General features: G+C 48.0%; 15 protein-coding genes. 9 read left to right on the forward strand and 6 right to left on the reverse strand.

Going from position 1 to position 18901, the window contains the following annotated elements:
• Positions 1-50 precede the first annotated feature (50 nt).
• Complete coding sequence (locus tag FN124_RS20795) at positions 51-548, forward strand: 2'-5' RNA ligase family protein (RefSeq protein WP_142686717.1); 498 nt, start codon at positions 51-53, stop codon at positions 546-548.
• A 50-nt stretch (positions 549-598) separates the two neighbouring features.
• Here the strand turns inward: FN124_RS20795 and FN124_RS20800 are convergent, their stop codons facing one another.
• From FN124_RS20800 to FN124_RS20815, 4 genes are read right to left on the reverse strand one after another with little or no spacing between them, the layout of a single operon-like run.
• Entirely contained in the window at positions 599-1573 is a 975-nt protein-coding gene (locus tag FN124_RS20800; RefSeq protein WP_142686718.1) for a DUF5007 domain-containing protein, read from the reverse strand.
• Positions 1574-1596: 23 nt separating this feature from the next.
• Positions 1597-2286, reverse strand: a complete 690-nt coding sequence (locus FN124_RS20805; RefSeq protein ID WP_142686719.1) for a hypothetical protein — start codon at positions 2284-2286, stop codon at positions 1597-1599.
• Positions 2287-2304: 18 nt separating this feature from the next.
• Positions 2305-3765, reverse strand: a complete 1461-nt coding sequence (locus FN124_RS20810; RefSeq protein WP_142686720.1) for a RagB/SusD family nutrient uptake outer membrane protein — start codon at positions 3763-3765, stop codon at positions 2305-2307.
• A 17-nt stretch (positions 3766-3782) separates the two neighbouring features.
• Positions 3783-7043: a SusC/RagA family TonB-linked outer membrane protein gene (locus FN124_RS20815; protein ID WP_142686721.1), complete on the reverse strand. Its 3261-nt coding sequence runs from the start codon at positions 7041-7043 to the stop codon at positions 3783-3785.
• A 458-nt stretch (positions 7044-7501) separates the two neighbouring features.
• On the opposite strand from FN124_RS20815, the gene FN124_RS20820 reads away from it, so the two are divergent.
• The 3 genes from FN124_RS20820 to FN124_RS20830 are packed head-to-tail and all read left to right on the forward strand — an operon-like array spanning position 7502 to position 10023.
• On the forward strand, positions 7502-7783 hold the full coding sequence (locus tag FN124_RS20820) for a hypothetical protein (protein ID WP_142686722.1): 282 nt from the start codon (positions 7502-7504) through the stop codon (positions 7781-7783).
• A gap of 54 nt (positions 7784-7837) precedes the next feature.
• Complete coding sequence (locus FN124_RS20825) at positions 7838-8854, forward strand: AGE family epimerase/isomerase (protein WP_260607548.1); 1017 nt, start codon at positions 7838-7840, stop codon at positions 8852-8854.
• 5 nt (positions 8855-8859) lie between these two features.
• Positions 8860-10023, forward strand: coding sequence for a sialidase family protein (locus tag FN124_RS20830; RefSeq protein ID WP_142686723.1), 1164 nt, complete (start codon positions 8860-8862; stop codon positions 10021-10023).
• Between the two features lie 34 nt (positions 10024-10057).
• Here the strand turns inward: FN124_RS20830 and FN124_RS20835 are convergent, their stop codons facing one another.
• On the reverse strand, positions 10058-10804 hold the full coding sequence (locus FN124_RS20835; protein ID WP_142686724.1) for an XRE family transcriptional regulator: 747 nt from the start codon (positions 10802-10804) through the stop codon (positions 10058-10060).
• A 59-nt stretch (positions 10805-10863) separates the two neighbouring features.
• The gene (locus tag FN124_RS20840) at positions 10864-12009 is read right to left on the reverse strand and encodes a TlpA disulfide reductase family protein (protein ID WP_142686725.1); all 1146 of its coding nucleotides are present in this window, start codon (positions 12007-12009) and stop codon (positions 10864-10866) included.
• A gap of 93 nt (positions 12010-12102) precedes the next feature.
• Between FN124_RS20840 and FN124_RS20845 the strand changes: the two genes are divergently transcribed.
• From FN124_RS20845 to FN124_RS20865, 5 genes are all read left to right on the forward strand, one after another.
• Entirely contained in the window at positions 12103-12405 is a 303-nt protein-coding gene (locus FN124_RS20845; RefSeq protein ID WP_142686726.1) for a hypothetical protein, read from the forward strand.
• A 77-nt stretch (positions 12406-12482) separates the two neighbouring features.
• On the forward strand, positions 12483-13247 hold the full coding sequence (locus FN124_RS20850; RefSeq protein WP_185937297.1) for a LuxR C-terminal-related transcriptional regulator: 765 nt from the start codon (positions 12483-12485) through the stop codon (positions 13245-13247).
• A 175-nt stretch (positions 13248-13422) separates the two neighbouring features.
• A complete protein-coding gene (locus FN124_RS20855) occupies positions 13423-14037 on the forward strand; it encodes an RNA polymerase sigma-70 factor (protein WP_142686728.1) in 615 nt (204 codons plus the stop codon).
• A 284-nt stretch (positions 14038-14321) separates the two neighbouring features.
• Positions 14322-15335, forward strand: coding sequence for a FecR family protein (locus FN124_RS20860; protein ID WP_142686729.1), 1014 nt, complete (start codon positions 14322-14324; stop codon positions 15333-15335).
• 52 nt (positions 15336-15387) lie between these two features.
• Positions 15388-18894, forward strand: coding sequence for a TonB-dependent receptor (locus tag FN124_RS20865; protein WP_142686730.1), 3507 nt, complete (start codon positions 15388-15390; stop codon positions 18892-18894).
• The last annotated feature ends 7 nt before the right edge of the window (positions 18895-18901 follow it).

Genomic DNA, 18901 nt, shown 5'->3' on the forward strand with positions numbered 1-18901 from the left:
TTTTAGTTTACACCGGCAGGTAACTGTCATATTCTTATCTTCGCATAGCCATGGCATCTTACATTCTCACGCTGCAACTTGACCCGGAATCCATGGGATTTTTTAACCGCCTGCGGCGGCAGTATTATCCTGCCCATGCCAATGAAGTAGCTGCGCATCTGAGTTTGTTTTACCGCCTGCCGGCAGATGAGCCAGGCATCATAGCTTCTTTGGATACGATGCCGGCGCAGCCATCTTTTGTAATGCAGGTGAATGAAGTGCAGCGTTATACCAACGGTATCGCCTACACGCTAATGTCGGAGGAGCTGCAGATATTACATGCATCATTGCAATCACAATGGGAGCAATGGCTTATTCCGCGCGACCGGCAGCCTTTACGCCCGCATATCACCATCATGAACCAGGTAACGGCTTTTAAAGCGCAACAGGCGCATGAAGTATTGAAATCGGTGTTCCTGCCTTTTGAGGTAACTGCCACGGGGATACAGTTGTGGAGATACCTGAAGGGGCCATGGAAGCTGGAAAGGACTTATGGTTTCTTTACATAAAAAAAGCCTTCCGCATGATGGGAAGGCTTTTTCGTTGATGCAGCTGGTTGTTACCTGATAATCCTGTTCACATGTTTTATTTTCACCACCACTTCATAGGTGCCTTCCTGGAAGATCTGGAACTGGAACCTTGGGTTCACGTTGTATACCTTATCGCTGGTAGGCGCATACCCCGGGTCTATTGTTACAAACTGGCTGGGGATACGATAGTAGATCAGGTATCCGTAAGCGCTTTGCAGTAAGGGGAATGGGGTGGTTTCAAAATTGCACACCATGCTGGTATCTGTTTTCTCCAGCGGGTGAAACTGTGCATAGGTCTGGAAATCGCTGCGGTCGCCCCTCCTGATGATCTCATCTTTGGCCGGGTTAAAGTAGCGGCCGTTCTGGTCGGCGATCTTCAGGATAATATTGGTGCCCTCATCGGAAATTTTCCTGATGGTAACGGTGGGCACACCGAGGTCGCCGCTGGTAGTGGTGCCATCTTTAAACCAGGCGGCGCCGCCATCGCCTATATGATAGGGCGGTTCATCTATCAGGGTGAAGGTGGCAATGTTCTTATATACCTTGGTGCCGTTTTGATTGGAAGCCTGGATATCAAATTCGTAGGTACCCAGCGGCACTTTGATGGAAGTACCGTAAAAAGTAAAGGCGCCGGTATGCTCATTGAATTCAAAGCAGGGAGAGTTTACTTTCTGCCTTTTCTTATTCAGCAATTCTACCGTGGTATCTTTTTCCGGGTCAAATTTTCCGATCCATTCATAGCGCTCATAATTGGTGAATACAGAGTCGGCATGCGTATGCTTTTCTGCATCGCGGATGTCGAGCAGCTTATATACTACCGGTGCGCTGGAACCGTCGTTGCTTACGGGATTGGTGGATTGTATCTGTCCCCGTTTTATTTTGATGGGGTTATCGACGTAGCGTATCTGGTTGCTGAGAAACCCGTTTTCCACTTTGGAGCAACCGTACATAGCTGCAGTAACAGCTATCACCACGGCGCCGAATATTTTTATATTTTTTTTCATGGTCATTGCGTAAAGGTGAAAACTCAGTTAAAGGTATCCCCGAAATAAGTGAATGTGTGATTGTTGTTCAGCACATGCAATACCCCGTTGGTAGTGAGGATCCCGGTTGTCTGACATCGTGCTTGCAGGTATTGTTCCGGTATGGTGTTGGCCAGTTCCGCATCGGTGGTTGGCACCGGGTGACCGGGCTTAGCTACCAGTTTGGTGAGGTACAGGTATACGGGGTATTGGGTAAATACGCTGCCGTCTGTATAGTCGGTGCTGGGAATACCCTGTATCAGTCGCAGTTCCCCGTCGTTGGCCTTATACAGTTTCCCGGTTTTGGTAGCCTTGTCTAACGTGATGATGTCTTTGAAAAGATATGCCCGCAGGGAATCTCTCATTACACCAAAATCCAGCGAGTCAAAAGTAAAGATATAGTTAGGATCCTCTCTCTGTGTGCGTTCCAGCTCCTGGCGCTGTACAAGGTAATTGTACAGGTCGTAATCAGTGATGGCGAAGAAAGTACCGTTGGCATTCACTTCTTCCTTTAAACCTGTTTTATCGATCAGCAACAGCACGGTATCAAAAAGCGGGTTTGTTTTCAGGTAATCGTAAGTGGTCATATTCACATGCGGATCGTGCGCACTGCCGCCGATCGTATATTCCTTTTTACAGGAGAATAACACCATGGCTACCAAAGCGATGAAAGAAAGATATATTTTATGTTTCATACAGCTGATTTTATTGGTTTAAAGTTTACCTCTCCAGTAAGGAGTTTGCGTAAGGGTGAAATCGTCTTTGAACATGGTCGGATCAATGGGCCATAACCAGCCGCCATTCTGGAACTGATCGCCAGGGAAATGTTCGTTGTAATCGGTCAGTTTTTTATTACGCACCAGGTCATAATAGGCATGGCCTTCGTAGAAGAGCTCCCGCAGGCGTTCTTCCAGGATGGTAGTAGCCAGGTCGTCGCCCGCGCCTGTGTAGTTGTCAAGCCCCGCCCGCTGGCGCACCTGGTTAAGCAGCGGTAATGCGTCGCCGTCTTTTTTAAGTTTGTTCAGTGCTTCGGCTCTCAGCAGCAATATATCCGCCAACCTGAAAATGTTGAGGTTATTGGTCATGCGGGGATCTTTTTTCGTAGATCCGTCGGCGTAGGCAATGTTGGAATACTTGATGATCTGTCCCTGGTTACCGCCCAATCCGTAGAAGAAATCCTTAAAGCGGATATCTTTGTCACGGTCTTCATAAATAGAGAGGTAGTTCTCGTTTACCGGCCATTCTATATAGCTTTTTCCATCAATGAAGGGCATCATCAGTGTTACGCCTGCGCCGCCATTGGTGGCGAGGGAAAGGCCTTCCGACTGGCCGTCGTTGATATTGATCTCAAAGATGCCTTCCTGTGTTTTACCGATGAACACTTTCATGTAGTTGGTGGAATCAAGAAGTGCGTAACCGCCTTTGGTGATCACTTCATTAGCAGCGGCTTCACAGCCTGCGTAATCGCCCTTCCAGGCCAGGATATGCGCCTGTAGTGCAAATACAGCCCCTTTGTTGGCTCTTACCGCACGCTCGGATTCATCTTCATAACCAAAATCAAGGTTTTGTTTGGCAATCTCCAGGTCGGCCAGGCATTGTTTCCATACGCTGTCGGCAGGGCTTCTCGGGATATTTTTTGCAGATGATACATCCAGGTCCGGCTCCAGTTTCAAAGGCACATCTCCCCAGATCCTGCTCATATAGAAGTAAGTGAATGCGCGGAGGAAATAAGCTTCCCCGATCACATGCCGTTTGTTATTGATGTTGGTGAATTTGCTGTCGTCGATACCCGGCACCTTATTGATGATCAGGTTCACCTGTTGCAGCAGCTGGTAATACTGTTGCCAGTTCCAGTTACCGCTGCCCACGTTCAGGCCTACAAATTCCCCGTTGGAAATGTTGAAGTTGCCATTGTCGCGGCCACCGTCGATGCTCAGTTCCCCGGAAACAATATCGCCGTATTTATGCCAGGAGTTATCGCGGATCAGGATATTGCGCAGGATGGCATAGGCCCCGGCCAGCGAAGTTTTGGCATCTGTTTCGGTAGAAAAGTAAGCATTGGTAAAAGTAGAGTTATGCGGTTCCAGGTCCAGTATTTTGGAGCAGGACGACACCAGGGTAGCTGCGGAAATCACAGCAGCTGCATAAGCGATATATAAGCGTTGTTTCTTCATGATTTTCGTTTTGATGGTTAAAGGCTAAGATCCAGACCCAGTGTGAACTTCCTGGGAATAGGATAACCACTGCCGCTGTATACGCCAAAGGCATCTACCTGTTCAGGATCAGGGATATTCCTGGATTGTTTCAGGATGAAGAGGTTGTCGGCCAGAGCATAGATCCTTAAACGTCTGAAATGGATCTTATCCAATACGCTTTGGTTGAAGGAGTAGGAGAGCGACACATTTTTCACGCGGAAGTAAGCGCCGCTTTCGATCCATGCAGAGCTAACCATGGCGTATTTATAACGGGTACCGTTTACAGAGCTTAAACTTGGATACTGTGCATTATCTCCCGGGTTCCTCCAGTAATTGATGTTGCTCAGGTCTGGCATGGAGTGGGTGGAAATGGAGTGATACGGATCAGGATCGCCATCGTCTGTAGGTACCAGCTGGGAGAGCTTCCCGGCGAGGTAGTCGTTGAACACTTTACGGCCTGCGGTGAAAGTACAGAATACATACAGTGTGAAATTCTTGTAGCTGAAGGTATTGCCAAAACCGCCGGTTACTTTGGGGTTAGGGTTGCCTGCCGGTATATAGTCGGTATTATCAAGCACGCCATCGCCGTTGGAGTCCTGCCAGATCGGGTCCCCGCCTTTGAAAGGATAGCCATAGAAAACGAGTGGTAAGCCGGTGGCCTTGTTAATGGGCACATCTGCATCTGTAAAGTAGATACCTGTTTTGTTGAACACGTTATAGGAGTTCAGCGGTTGTCCCTGGCGGAGCAGGTATTTATCCAGGTAAATATCACGGCCTCCGTTTGGCAGGGAGGTAATGAGGTTATCGTTATGGGCGAGGTTCAGTAAAGCCTGCCATTGGAATTTGGAAGATGGCTTCAGGATGTTGGCAATGAGTTGCAGTTCCACACCGGTGTTGCGTATACCGATGGCGTTGGCGGTGAGGATAGAGTAGCCGGTAGTAACCGGTACATTCAGGTTAAAGATACCGCCGTTGGTATTTTTAATGTAAGCATCTGCCACGATATTGAAACGGCCGTTGTATAAAGTTACATCCAGACCCAGGTTGCTTTGCGTGCTCTTTTCCCAGCTCAGGTTATTGTTGGTAAGCCCTTTGTCGAAATCGAGCGATACAGCGGGAATGCCGTTGTATGCAAAGGCATAGTTGCTACCGGTAGCAGGATTGGTGCTGCCTGCAAATTCGCCGGCGCCTACGCGGTAAGTATTATAGGAGAGGTAATTGTCGCCTCCATCCGGTTGCCGGCCTGCCACTCCATAGCTGGCGCGCAGCTTCAGGAGGGTAAGCCAGCTGCTGGCAGATTTCAGGGCAGGCTCGTCGCTGATCACCCAACCACCGGATACAGAGGGGAAGTAACCCCAGCGGTTATTTTTACCAAAGCGGGAAGAGGCATCGGCAGTAATTACGGCCGATAAGAGGTAACGTTCCTTGTAACCATAGTTCGCTCTCAGGAACAGCGATTGGATACCGCTCTGCAACAGGTCGGAACGGGTATCGGCCAGGTTTTTATTGAGCACAGTTACCGTGCGGATCTGGTCGTTCGGGATACCGATAGCACTTGACTGCGTGGCGCGGTATTCCCAGTACTCCGTATTTTGTCCGGCCAGGAGGTTCAGCGAGTGATTGGTATTAAACGTGGTGGTATACTGGAGAGTATTGCTCATTAAGTAGTTATTGGATTTATCTACAAAACTGACAGCTTTACCCGTTCCGTCTCTTCTCACAGCGCCGGGCGTATAGGAGTCCATCCGGCTGTTGGTTTGTGTAAAGGAGATCACCGTGGTGAAGTTGAATTTACTGGAGATCTTCCAGTCGATGATAGGGCTGATAGACAGGTTATCGTTGCTGTTCTGATCGGTACCGCTGGTAGTGTTACCGAAGATAAAATCTTTGTTGGCCTGCGTCATATAAAGCAGGGAAGTGGGCAATGCGCTGGAGGCGTAGTACCCGCCGTTAAACGGACCGTATCCGCCGGAAAGATCGTTGATGGATCTTGGGCGGTCTATTTTTGAATAGCGGATCTGCGTATTGATCTGCAGGTTAGGGGAGAGGTTCAGCCCTGTGCTGCTGCTGAAGCTGTAGCGTTTCAGCCCGGATTTCCGGATGATGCCTTCTTCATTGTAATAGTTGAAGCCGTAGCGGTAATTGATCAGGTTATTGCCACCGGAAATGGAGAGGTCGTAGTTGTCTACGCGGCCGGTTTGATACATACCGCCCTGGTAATCGTTGGCATTGTTGAAAGCAGGGTTAAGGCTATCCGTAAGCACCTGCGGAATATTTTTCAGGGTGCCCCAGTTGCCATAGTGATTGATCAGCTCCATTTTTGCGCGGCGTTCTTCAGCGCCTATCAGCACTTTATCCAGCTGTGGCATTTCGGTGAAGCCGTGATAGGTGGCAAAATCAATTTTTGGTTTCCCGGTGATCCCTCTTTTTGTTTTGATGATGATAACGCCGCCGGCGCCTCTTGATCCGTAGATCGCGGCAGCAGAGGCGTCTTTCAGGATATCGATGCTTTGGATATCGTTGATGGAAATGCCGGCCAGTACATCCGTATTGGTACCGGAGCCGTAGCTGATGGCGGCAATATCTTCTGTAGTTTGCGGTACGCCGTCGATCACGTAGAGCGGGCCGCTCAATGCGCGGGCCAGACTTGTTTTTCCGGCGTTGCTGGTAAAGTCGCTGTTGATGTTGCGGCTTACGGCGGTATTACCACGCATTACCACATTGCTTCTTACACCGGGCTCACCGGAGTAGTTCTGTACATCCAGGCCGGGGGCGCGTCCCTGCAGCAATGCGTCCAGTGTAGGCGCGGGTACGTCCAGCAGGGCTTTGGGGTTTACGGAAGTCACCGCCGCCGTTACCGTTTTGCGGGATGTTTCCTGGTAACCGATCACCACTACGTCTTTCAGTACTTTTTTGTCTACCGGCAATGTAATGTTCAGGTGCGCATTGGCTTCCGTTACCGTTACTGATTTCGGAAGATAGCCCAGCATACTGAAGGTAAGCGTGCTGCCGGGATTCATTTTAAGTGTGTAGCTGCCATCCGGCCCGGTGATAGCGCCTGATTTGCTGTCTGAAATGCTCACAGACACACCCGGCAGCGGGTTTCCGTCTGAGCCATCTTTTACCGTACCTGAAACAGTGATCTGCGTGGAGGCAGGTTTTACCTGTGCGGTACCTCCCAGGCATAGGAAGGTGAGGCAGAGCGTTAATAACATCACAGCGCTGTTACGGCTGTTTTGTGTAAAATTAACAGTCATGTAAATTGATTTGAAACTGATGAATGATACTGGTATGCTGATTATCCAGTTGTTATTATGATATTGGTTGATCTATTTGCCCGGAATCAATAATGCTAAACGTTGACTAATTTTGGTTTGATAAAATATTGCTCTTGCCGGTGGCAACGTGTTTTACATGATGCTCACCGCTGTTATTAACTGAATTTTGGTATGATAAAATACTTATATTGCTAAATCGATTTTCTAAACAAGTCACAGGTCTTTGAACGTGAGGATGAAATTAGTATGAAAGGGAAAAGTAACTTGTTAATGAAATTTAAAAGATTGTAAACAATTTTAAAAAGAGCGGGCTTTGCGGCGGCCTGTATCTCCCTGTGGGCAGGCAAAGAGAGGATTTTTCCCTACAGGTGAATATATATCTTAAAAATATTATGTTTACAATGTAAAAACAGATTACCTGTACCGAAATTATACCTATGAAACAACGCTACTTTTTAATCAGCGTACTGCTGACTATTTTCAGTATCCACAGTTTTGCGCAACAGGGCCCAAACCCGGGGAGCAGGGCCAAAGCGGCCGCCGTATTCACTAAACTGCTCGATGATGCCGCCTCCGTATATCCGCCGGAGTTATCTTACCTCACCGAAGCCGGTGCTAAAATTGAATCCTCCTTTCATGTGAGCGAAGATGGGATCCTGTCGGTGACCTTCCGTTACCCGGTGGAAACCAGTTTTCCGTTATGCGGGGAAGCAACTTAAAACCAGTGATGGAGATCATCTGAGGGGTTTTGTACTGGAAGATGACAAGGCCGTATGGATCCAGGGACGCGCCACCTGGCTACTTTGTATAATACGGTGGAGCAGAAGGCGGAATGGCTGGAAGGCGCCAGGCTGGGATATGATTTTTTGAGGAGGCATTGTTTTGATACAGATGGCCGGATGTTTTTTCATGTAACCAGGAATGGCAGCCCTATCCGCAAGCGGCGGTATTTCTTTTCAGAAACATTCGCTGTGATTGCTATGGCAGCCTACGCGCAGGCAAGCGGCGATGAAGCGGCAGCGCAGGAAGCGCGGCATTTATTCGGCCAATGCATTAACTATGCCACCACGCCGGAATTGCTGACTCCTAAGTTTACAGACACGCGCCCGGCAAAAGGAATCGGGGTGCCCATGATTATGATCAATACCGCTCAGCAGCTGCGCAGCACTATCGGAGACGACCGTTGTGATGAATGGATCAGCAGGTGGATAGAAGAAATAGCTGCCAACTTTGTAAAAGATGATATCCGTTGCGTGATGGAACAGGTAGCGCCCGATGGTAGTATCATTGATCATATTGATGGCCGTACCCTGAACCCGGGGCATGCCATAGAAGGCGCCTGGTTTATCCTGGAGGAAGCAAGGTACCGCAACAATGATCCCGCATTGACAGACCTCGGCTGCCGCATGCTGGACTATATGTGGGAACGGGGATGGGATAAAACCTATGGGGGGATACTGTATTTCAGGGATGTGTATGATAAGCCTGTACAGGAATACTGGCAGGATATGAAGTTCTGGTGGCCGCATAATGAAACAATCATTGCCACACTGCTGGCCTACCTGGTTACGGGAAATGAAAAGTACGCTGCCTGGCATCGTATGGTTCACGATTACGCCTATACGCATTTCCATGATAAAGAAAACGGGGAATGGTACGGCTACCTGCATCGTGACGGCGGTATTGCGCAAACTGCCAAGGGAAACATGTTCAAGGGGCCGTTTCACCTGCCAAGGCAGGAATGGTATTGCCGGCAGATACTGGCTTCACATCTATCAAAGAAAAAATAACTTATATGAGAGTATCACACTTGCTGACGGGCATTATTATTTGTTGTTGCATGGCGGTATCCGCACAGTTAAAGCCCATACCCGTATTCGTTTCGGGTGAGGAAGGGCATGCGAGTTACCGCATTCCGGCCATCATTTCCCTGCCGGATGGGCAGCTGCTGGCTTTTGCAGAGGGCCGGGTAAAAGATTCGGATGATTTCGGGGACATTAATATCGTGATGAAATGCAGTAAGGACAAAGGGCAAACCTGGTCGGCCTTAACGCAGGTGGTGGATTATGACGCCATGCAGGCGGGTAACCCGGCCTCGGTAGTGGATGTAACAGATCCTGCTTACCCGGCGGGGCGCATTTTCCTTTTCTATAACACCGGTAATAATCATGAAGGAGAAGTACGGAAAGGAAAAGGATACCGGGAAGCATGGTATATTACTTCCACGGATGGTGGTGCCACCTGGTCTGCCCCGGTGAATATCACCACACAGGTGCACAGGCCTAACCAGCCGGAGGTGAATGCGGTTTACAACTTTAAAGAGGACTGGAGAAGCTATGCCAACACGCCCGGACATGCCATGCAGTTTAGCCGCGGCAAATACAAGGGACGTATTTATGTAGCAGCCAATCACTCTGCGGGGAATCCGAAGAAGCGGTTTGAGGACTACAACGCACATGGCTATTATACAGATGACCATGGGAAAACATTTCATCTGGCTAACTCCCTGCCAATGCCCGGCTCCAATGAAGCTACTGCTGCAGAGCTATCTAACGGAAAACTGATGATCAATGCACGCAATCAACGGGGAGATGTAAAAGCCCGCCTGGTAGGGATCAGCAATGATGGTGGCGCTACCTGGAACAGCACCTATACCGATACGCAGCTGCCTGATCCTGTTTGTGAAGGAAGCCTGCTTACTATTGGCTGGAAGAAGAAGAAAGCAGTGCTCGTATTTTGTAATGCTGCCGATACTGCTACGCGCGATAATCTTACGCTGCGTGTCAGTTACGACGAAGGACGCACCTGGCGGGGAACCTATGTGATTGCCAACAGTGGGAGAACCACACCAAGTTATGCCGCCTATTCTGATATTGTAAAGATAGACGACCGGCATATTGGCGTGCTGTATGAAGCAGATAATTATGCAAAGATCGTATATACGGTAGCGTTATTATAGCAGCAAGGGAAGGCACTCCGCCTTCCCTTGCTGCTTAATTCAAATCCGGAAACTGTTTGCTGACAAAACCAATGAAAGTCCATATCTCCAGCACTTCTCCAATGTCTACAGTGAACGGCTCATAATCACTGTTCAGCGAATGAAGTGATAGGGTACCGTTCTGTTTAATGTGGTTAACTACCACTTTAAAAACAATATCTTCTTCTCCGCCTTTCAGCACCAGGACGCAGGCGGTATTGTCTTTTAAATGCGACCAGTCCTGCAGGTATTGCGCAATAACGTGGCTGCCATCCGGGATGGGCTCCATGGAATTCCCGATGATGGGGAACATACGGATGGTTTTGCCCCTGGGCAGATCTGGCAGGGAGAACTTTGGCAGTGCCGAAATAAAATCCGGATCGCTAAAGCCGCTGCGGTAGCCTGCACGGGCCCGTGCAGGTATAAATTCCATATTTTCCTCGTTGCTATTGTCTACAGTAATGGGAAGAATACGTATATGCCTGCCTGTTAGGTCTGTTTTATTTCCTGCTTCCAGTTCCAGGAGTTGTTCTTCCGTGAGGCTTGACAGGTCTGTTTTTATCATAACATCCAGGTCTATTTTGAAATAGCCGGAAATCAGCACCAGGTCTTCCATCCGGGGATTGCGCGTTTTACCACTTTCCTGTGCAGTGATCTTGTTCCGGTTCAGTCCCAGTAGGCCGGATAATTGCTGCTGGGAGATCTTCTTTCGTGTCCGTAATAATTTCAGATTAGCGGCCCAGAAAAGAGACTGTTTGTCCATGTATTATATATTTGTAATAAACTATATTTATAACTAATAAGAACAAATGTATGTTTTTTTTACTCATTCTGTTTGTTCAGTAAACTGTTTAATTGCTGATAAAGAGATTCTCCGGTAAGGTCTCTATTAAAGATCATGCCGGTAGAATCTATGAGGAAGTTCTGTGGGATGGCTTTCACGCCGTACACCCTGGCGGCGTGATTCCTGTCTGTTTTGGGGTCGGCCAGGTTGGTCCATACCATACTATCTTCTTTAATTGCTTCCAGTAAATATTTCCGGTCGGCCGGCGGGTCGAGCGCCACGCTGATGATGGTGAAGTTTTTATCCTTGAATTGCTTATAGGCTTCCAGGATCTTGCGGTGCTCGCGCCTGCAGGGCTCGCACCAGGAAGCCCAGAAATCGAGGAATACGGTTTTCCCTTTAAAGTCGGAGAGCCTTACCATTTTCCCGTTCATATCCGGTACTTCAAAGTCGGGAGCATCTGAGCCTACAGTAAGGTTCCTGGCCCGGGCAATTTCTGCGGCGAAGGCTTTGCCTTCGGGAGTGTTACGTACTTCTTCCGATAATTTAAGGAAGATAGGTTCTATCATATCAGGGTTTACATCCAGGCCGGCCAGTTCTTCCAGTGCCATGAGGCTGTAGAAGGAATTGGGATTTTCCGCGATGTATTTGTGCTGGAGCAGCTTTTGTGCTTCACGTGATACCTGGTAGCGCAGGGCTAGTTGCTGCTGGAATCCTTTGTCTTCTTTTTTCGCGGCGGAGGCCCTGTTGTATTCTTTTGACAGCTGCCGGATCGATTTGAGAACAGATTTCATGGATTTTTTAAAATAATCTTCTTCATCGTTGATGGGGGAGAAGATGCGGGCATTGCTTACCCGCCCGTTTATAGTCACTTTGATATTTCCTTTTTCCAGGTAAAAGATCCTGGTATCAGCATCGGGAGGGAGCTCCATGAAATTCATACCGCCTCCTTTGGTGTCCAGGATGAGCATGGCGCGCATAGGGCCATCTAATGCCCCTTCAAACCGGAACTCGCCGTTTTTTACTTCTGCAGAATCTACTACCAGGGCTTCATTCACCACTTTGTTCAGGTATATTTTTGCAGGTCCGTTCTGTTTGCTGAGTTTGCCGTTCAGTATATATTTGGCGGGTTGAGCATTTACGAATATGGGCAAACACAGTGCTATAAGTGTTATTTTTTTCATAAGATCTGCTGTATGAGAGCTAAACTATCAACAAAATATATTCATTTGTATGACCAAAGCTTTGTTAAAAGCTGATTAACAAAAAATAGGGTTATGGCAAATCAAAGTAAGTCGCCGCACATTCTGAACACTTCCACCAATCTCCTGGGCTTTTGCCTGATAGTGCTTACCTCCATTAAAGTAGCGAGGTTTAATCATGCCACTGTTATAGATGATTGTACCGGTATAGCGGCTATATTGCTGATGGCAAGCTGCCTGTTATCTTTTTTATCATTGAAGAGCAGGTATGGGAAAACGAGTGAAAGGCTGGAGCAAATAGCGGATTATACATTTCTCGTGGCGCTGATATGCATTAGTATCACAATTGTTTTCGTATCTTTTAATTTGCTGAGCTAACCGGTATTGACGGGATGTTTGTCAGATCGCTTATTGGCAGGACTGTTTACGGTTTAATTATATTATTTGCCCCTACCATGAAGATTCGCATTTATGAAGAAACCAGGAAGGTCTGGAACATATTGTCTGAGCGGAACGATCCGCCTGACCTGTCCCTGGAGATGGAAGTCCATAAGAAGGTGCTTAGTTTTTTCCAGGTAGGAGAGTGCTATTATTTTATATTCAATGCAGTAAGGGGGGAGCTGGATTATATGCATCCCTGTGTATACGACGTGCTGGGATATACTCCGGACGAGTGCTCTATTACCGAGATGATGTTGCGTATCCACCCGGAAGATGTGGCCAGCTTCCTGGAGTTTGAACAGGCGGCGGTTGATTTTTTTTCCCGGCTGCCGCCGGAGAAAGTATTGAAGTATAAAGTGCGTTACGACCTGCGGGTGCGTAAGGCCAATGGTGAATATGTGCGGATGCTGCAGCAGTCGACCTGCATACAGCACGATGAAACCGGCGCAGTGCTGCGCAGCCTATGCGTACATACCGATATTACGCACCTGAAGCCCACCGGCAGTCCTGTACTGTCTTTCGTGGGAATGGACGGGGAGCCAACTTTTTCGAACTTGGAGATCAGGAAGATGTTTACCCCTGCCCGCGAGGTGCTTACCAGGCGGGAGAAGGAGATTCTTCGTTTAGTGCTGGGAGGTATGCCCAGCCGGGAGATAGCCACTCATTTGAACATCAGCAAGCTTACGGTAGATAAGCACCGTAAGAATATGCTGAAGAAAACAGGCATTAAGTCTGCCGCCGAACTGGTAGTACGGGCGGTGAAGGAGGGCTGGGTATAACGCGCGGATTTTGTCTGACAAAATCCGCGGGATAATTGGTAATATTGATCTTTTTTTATAACATTGTTATTGTAAAAGATATCAACCAAAGATTCACAGTAAACGACCAGAACAATAAAAGAGAAACTCCGATTCTCGTTTTTTTTGTCCATTAAGCAAAAACGTTTTAGCATACATGACCATGGATGAGATTAGTGAATGGCAGATGCAGATAGCACGTTATGATGATGAACAGGCCTTTGCCCGTTTATTCCGTCATTTATACGACCGCTTATTGCATTTCTGTATCCGGTATGTACATGTAAGGGAAGCAGCGGAAGAAATAGTATCCGATGTATTTGTAAAGCTCTGGAACCGCCGCAGTGAGCTGGAGAACGTAGTAAACCTGCAGGTATACCTTTTTGTGGCGGTAAAGAATCATTCACTCAACTATCTCGAACAATATTCCCATTTGCGTATTGTTCCGCTTTCAGGGTCTGACACGGCCGACCTGCGCAACAGTATTGACCTGGAGCGCGACCTGGAATGGAAAGAGATGCGTTTTAAAATGGACCAGATAGTATCCTCACTGCCGGCCCAATGCCGCCGTATTTTCCAGCTGATCAAGGAAGACGGCTTCAAATATAAGGAGGTGGCTGAAATCCTCAATATTTCCCCCCGTACGGTGGAAACACAGCTATTCCGCGCCATGCGGCGCCTGAACGAAGGATTGGGCGCTATGGGCAAAACCAAAGGGGTGTTGCCACCGCTGATCATCCTGCTGGCTATATCTTCACTGATGCTATATTAGCTGATCGCCTTCGGCGATGCGAAATTTGTCTTGGAACACTGATTACGCTGATTTTGATGATTAGTTTGATTTTACTTTTTGGATTTTTATAATAGTTAAGGGAGATAAAAGCAAGTATCCAATTATATCTCCTTTTTTTAATCGCTTAAAAAAATATCAATGAAATCATCAAAATCAGCGTAATCAGTGTTCCAAGACAAAATCCCCGCGAAAAAATATTTTCCGCGCTTGTAAGTAGTTTTCCCCCCGCTGCCTGTCCTTCTCTCTGAACACGATTCCATTTTATGATAAACGAAGACCATTTCGTACTACTGGTGACCCGCAAACTGGCGGGAGCAGCTACACGGGAAGAGTTGGCGGAGCTGGAGGCCCTGCTGGAACAATACCCGGTACTGAAAGAAAAATACCAGTATCTCCATCACTATTTTAAAGATCCCTTACAGGTGTCGGCAGAAAGCACAGAACAGGCCCTGCAACGAACCCTGTCTAAAATAAAACAACAAACGACTAACATCCGTCCGATGAAGCCTGAAAGGCCCGGGAGATGGAAATGGGTAGCTGCTGTTGCTGCTGCTATATTGTTACCGGTTGGCGCCCTCTGGTTGTTTAACGCTACACGAAAAACACCGGATGCCGGACGGGAACAATGGGTAAAACGCAGTAACGGGAAAGCTACCCGGTCGTTTATTGAACTGGCCGATGGCAGCAAGATCTGGCTCAATGCGGAAAGTATGATCACTTACCCGGAAAAGTTCCGGGGCGGCAGCCGCGAGATCTTCCTGGAAGGAGAGGCCTTTTTTGATGTGGCCACAAACGCCAAACGTCCTTTTATTATACACCTGAAAAAAGGCACCATCAAGGTATTGGGCACCTCCTTTAATATCCGGGCTTATGAGAATGAACCGGTGCAAACCGCCGTGGTAACCGGGAAAGTGGCCTTCATTCCCCGTTATGAAGACAATAAGAAGATCAGCGATACCATCCTCGTTACACCAGACGTAAAGGTCACCTATACCGCCAGCAGCGGCACACTGATCAAAGGCAATACCATCGGCTCGGAAGATAAGGCCTGGACGGAAGGACGACTTATTTTCAGAAACGCCACCCTGGAGGAAATAGGCGCCAGCCTGCAACGCAATTTCAACAAGCGTGTAATATTTGAAGCTAACGCACCAAAACAGTACCGGTTAACCGGGGCTTTCCATAATAATTCCCTGGAAGATATTATGTACTACCTCAGTAAATCAAAAGCATTCCACTATCGTATTACCGATTCAACGCTTGTTATAGGAGAATAATAAACGTCAAGCCAACACCAATATTTATTCATTTTTTAATCACCACTACGTTATGAGAAAGGTATTATACAAGCCTTCTTTTCGTCCGCCTTTCCTGTCGCTGATCATCTGCTTATCGCTGCTGAGCGTGCTGGATCTGCATGCACAGGTGGCTTATGCAGCCGGGTTGCGCCGGCAGGTGCAACATCAGCCGGCAAAGGAACGGGAAAGACCGCCGGCTATGAACCAACTGATCAGCTTACAGGTCGACAATGCCAGCCTGGCAACGGTACTGGAAAAAATTGAAGCGCAAACCTCCCTGGTTTTTGTGTATTCCAATGATGATATTAAAGCTGCGCAGAAAATATCCCTGAATGTAAAAGATAATAAACTGGATGATGTGCTGCAGATGATCCTGCTGCCACTGCAAATTAATTATGAATTCATCGCCAATAAAATCATCCTGAAACATGGCGACGCCGCTACCACTATCGGGCAACAGCAGGATATCACCATCACCGGCCGTGTAGTGGATAACCACGGGCAAACCATTCCCGGTGCGAACGTTCGCGTAAAGGGAATGAGCATCGGAACAGTTACCAACGCAGAAGGAAACTACACGCTGAAGATCCCTGCCAGCGCCGCCAACGGCATACTGGTGTTTTCTTCTGTAGGGTATGTGTCTTCTGAAATAGCCATCAATGGAAGAACCAGCATTGTTGCCATGCTGAACGTAGATTCCAAAGATCTTGGAGAGATTGTGGTAACGGCTTATGGTCAGCAGAAGAAAACACAGGTGACGGCTTCCATCAGCACCATTAACTCAAAAGATATTACCAGCAGGCCGGCAGTGAATATGTTCCAGGCACTGCAGGGCCAGGCGCCTAACCTCATCATGCAGCAAAATACGGCTGAACCGGGCGCGCCAATGACCATGAATATCCGCGGTGTTGGTAGCTTAACCGGCAACGCGCCGCTCGTGATCATTGACGGCGTGCAGGCAGGAGGTAACGGGTTACAGAACCTGAACCCCTATGATGTGGAGTCTATTTCCGTACTGAAGGATGCCGCATCTGCAGCGATCTATGGTTCACAGGCGGCCAACGGCGTGATCTATATCACCACTAAAAAAGGTAAAAAAGATGATCATCCTTCCCTTACCTACAATGGTATGTACGGCTGGCAAACGCCCACCACACTGCCCCGGCAGATGGAGGCATGGCAGTATATGACGCTGAAAAATGAAGCGCTGGTAAACTCGGGCAAAACGCCGCAGTATACGCCGGAAGATATTAAATCGTGGCACGACCGCGGCTCAGAACCAGCCATGCTTACTGAAATGCTCCGCAAGTATACCCCGCAGCAAAGCCATAATTTAAGTTTAAGCGGCGGCGGCAAAACCAGCAGCTACCTGTTTTCACTGGGCTATCTCGACCAGGGCAATATGCTCCGGAACAAATATGTGCCGCAGGACTTTTACTACAAACGTTACAACGCCCGCCTCAACGTATCCGTAGATCTAAGCAAGTATGTAAAAGTAAGCGGGAACGCGGCCTATACCCGCTCTACCTATCGCACGCAGGTATCTGATATTGGTTTCCTGATGCGTGATGCAATGCGTGTGCCCCGTACAACTGCTGTAAAGGATTCCCTCGGCAACTGGGTAGTACCGCCATTGACCAGTAACAGCGTGATCGCTTTGCTGGCGGAAAGCGGCTACCGTTTAAGAACCGTAGATAACCTGATGGGAGGGATTGACGTGGTGATCACACCGGCAGATCATTTCAGGATCAACCTGAATGCTTCCGGTAATTACAATATTGATAACACCGCTTACCGTATTAATAAGTTTAACTATGCTCCTTATTATACCACCGCTACACCACCGCTGTATAATGAAATGCATAACTCCGAATACAAAGATCTCACCACGAACGTATATGGTACAGTAGAATATGAAAATACTTTTGGTAAGCACTATGTAAAAGGCCAGGTAGGCGTGCGAAGCGATGCGATAGATGAAGGCTATGGTTTCCGCGCGGATCGTTTCGGAACCACTAACCTGGACAACGACTGGTCTATTGGCGGTGGCTATATTCCAAAACCGGATGGCACCTACGATTACAGGGATATAGGTACTTATAATGATATGAGCAATCCCAACCTGTACGCGCTGAATTCACTTTTCGGAAGATTCAACTACGCCTATAATGATAAGTACCTCGCGGAAATAACCTGGCGCTACGACGGTTCTTCCAAGCTGGCCCCCGGCCACCGCTGGCAGTTCTTCCCGGCGTTTTCACTGGGATGGCGCTTAACGGACGAAGCCTTTATGGAAACAGTAAAAGACCGTATCGGCAACTTTAAACTGCGCTATTCATGGGGACAGGTGGGTAACTCCAATATCGGCGGCGGTAATTATCTGGCCAGGGTACGACTAACAGATGATCGTAATTCTCCGTTTACTACCGGCAGCTATTCCTTTAATAATACACCTGCAATTGGCGCTACTTTCTCCACTTACAACGACCTGTTGCAGTGGGAAGTTTCCACCATGAGCAACTATGGTATTGATGCAGATTTTCTCAAAGGCGCCTTAACAGCATCTTTCGATTATTTTAATAAGACGACCGACGGGATCTATCTTTTCCAGACGGTTCCCGGAACCGCAGGTACTGCTGCTCCGCTGGAAAACGTAGGTAAGGTAAATAATAAAGGCTGGGAGCTGGCTATCAACTACCGGCTTACCACCGGTCAGTTCCACCATAACTTCGGTTTTAACCTCGCTGATAACCTGAACAAGGTGATTAAATTCGGCCAGGAATCTGTACGTGGCTCTGATGTAACCTTTATCATTAAAGAAGGGTTTCCTATCGCGTCTTACTATGGTTATAAATCCAATGGCTTATACCAGAACCTGGATGATATAAAGAACGCGCCAAAAGTACCGTTTGCCTACAATCAGCAGGTGATGCCCGGAGACGTAAGGTATATTGACCGTAACAAGGATGGCGTGATCGATGAAAACGATCGCTACGTGTTTGGCAATCCTTTTCCCCGTTACACTTTTGGCTTTAACTACAGCGTGAGCTGGAAAAACTTCGACCTCACTATGTTCTGGCAGGGCGTGGGCAAGCGCTCACAATTCCTGAGAGGAGATATCGTAGAAGCATTCCATAACAACGAAGACCATGCAATGGTACAGCACCTGGACCGCTGGACGCCTACCAATCCCGGCGCTACCTATCCGCGTGTAACCATTGGGGCTGCCGATGCCAATAACTTCGCCTATTCAGATTACTGGTTGTTTGATACCAAATACCTGCGACTGAAAAATTTCCAGCTGGGTTACAACCTGCCTGCATCTTTACTGAACAGGGCGCGTATCCAGGGCGTGCGGGTATATTTCACCAGCCAGAACCTGATAACGATCATGCCTAAACGCTTCCGTGAAATAGGAGTAGACCCTGAGTTTACACAGTTTGATGATAAGTTGTCCATGTCTAATTACAACCCTATTGCAGGACGTAATTACCCGAATGCGGCCACTTTTGCTTTTGGTCTGGATGTTAAGTTTTGATGCCTAA

Origin of the sequence: Chitinophaga polysaccharea (assembly GCF_902150045.1) — a bacterium.
Taxonomy (GTDB): domain Bacteria; phylum Bacteroidota; class Bacteroidia; order Chitinophagales; family Chitinophagaceae; genus Chitinophaga; species Chitinophaga polysaccharea_A.

Coding starts and splice junctions, on each gene's coding strand:
- FN124_RS20810 (WP_142686720.1), bottom strand. CDS start 3,765: ATGAAGAAACAACGCTTATATATCGCTTATGCAGCTGCTGTGATTTCC.
- FN124_RS20845 (WP_142686726.1), top strand. CDS start 12,103: ATGGCAAATCAAAGTAAGTCGCCGCACATTCTGAACACTTCCACCAAT.
- FN124_RS20840 (WP_142686725.1), bottom strand. CDS start 12,009: ATGAAAAAAATAACACTTATAGCACTGTGTTTGCCCATATTCGTAAAT.
- FN124_RS20850 (WP_185937297.1), top strand. CDS start 12,483: ATGAAGATTCGCATTTATGAAGAAACCAGGAAGGTCTGGAACATATTG.
- FN124_RS20800 (WP_142686718.1), bottom strand. CDS start 1,573: ATGAAAAAAAATATAAAAATATTCGGCGCCGTGGTGATAGCTGTTACT.
- FN124_RS20805 (WP_142686719.1), bottom strand. CDS start 2,286: ATGAAACATAAAATATATCTTTCTTTCATCGCTTTGGTAGCCATGGTG.
- FN124_RS20860 (WP_142686729.1), top strand. CDS start 14,322: ATGATAAACGAAGACCATTTCGTACTACTGGTGACCCGCAAACTGGCG.
- FN124_RS20820 (WP_142686722.1), top strand. CDS start 7,502: ATGAAACAACGCTACTTTTTAATCAGCGTACTGCTGACTATTTTCAGT.
- FN124_RS20830 (WP_142686723.1), top strand. CDS start 8,860: ATGAGAGTATCACACTTGCTGACGGGCATTATTATTTGTTGTTGCATG.
- FN124_RS20835 (WP_142686724.1), bottom strand. CDS start 10,804: ATGGACAAACAGTCTCTTTTCTGGGCCGCTAATCTGAAATTATTACGG.
- FN124_RS20865 (WP_142686730.1), top strand. CDS start 15,388: ATGAGAAAGGTATTATACAAGCCTTCTTTTCGTCCGCCTTTCCTGTCG.
- FN124_RS20815 (WP_142686721.1), bottom strand. CDS start 7,043: ATGACTGTTAATTTTACACAAAACAGCCGTAACAGCGCTGTGATGTTA.
- FN124_RS20825 (WP_260607548.1), top strand. CDS start 7,838: ATGGATCCAGGGACGCGCCACCTGGCTACTTTGTATAATACGGTGGAG.
- FN124_RS20795 (WP_142686717.1), top strand. CDS start 51: ATGGCATCTTACATTCTCACGCTGCAACTTGACCCGGAATCCATGGGA.
- FN124_RS20855 (WP_142686728.1), top strand. CDS start 13,423: ATGACCATGGATGAGATTAGTGAATGGCAGATGCAGATAGCACGTTAT.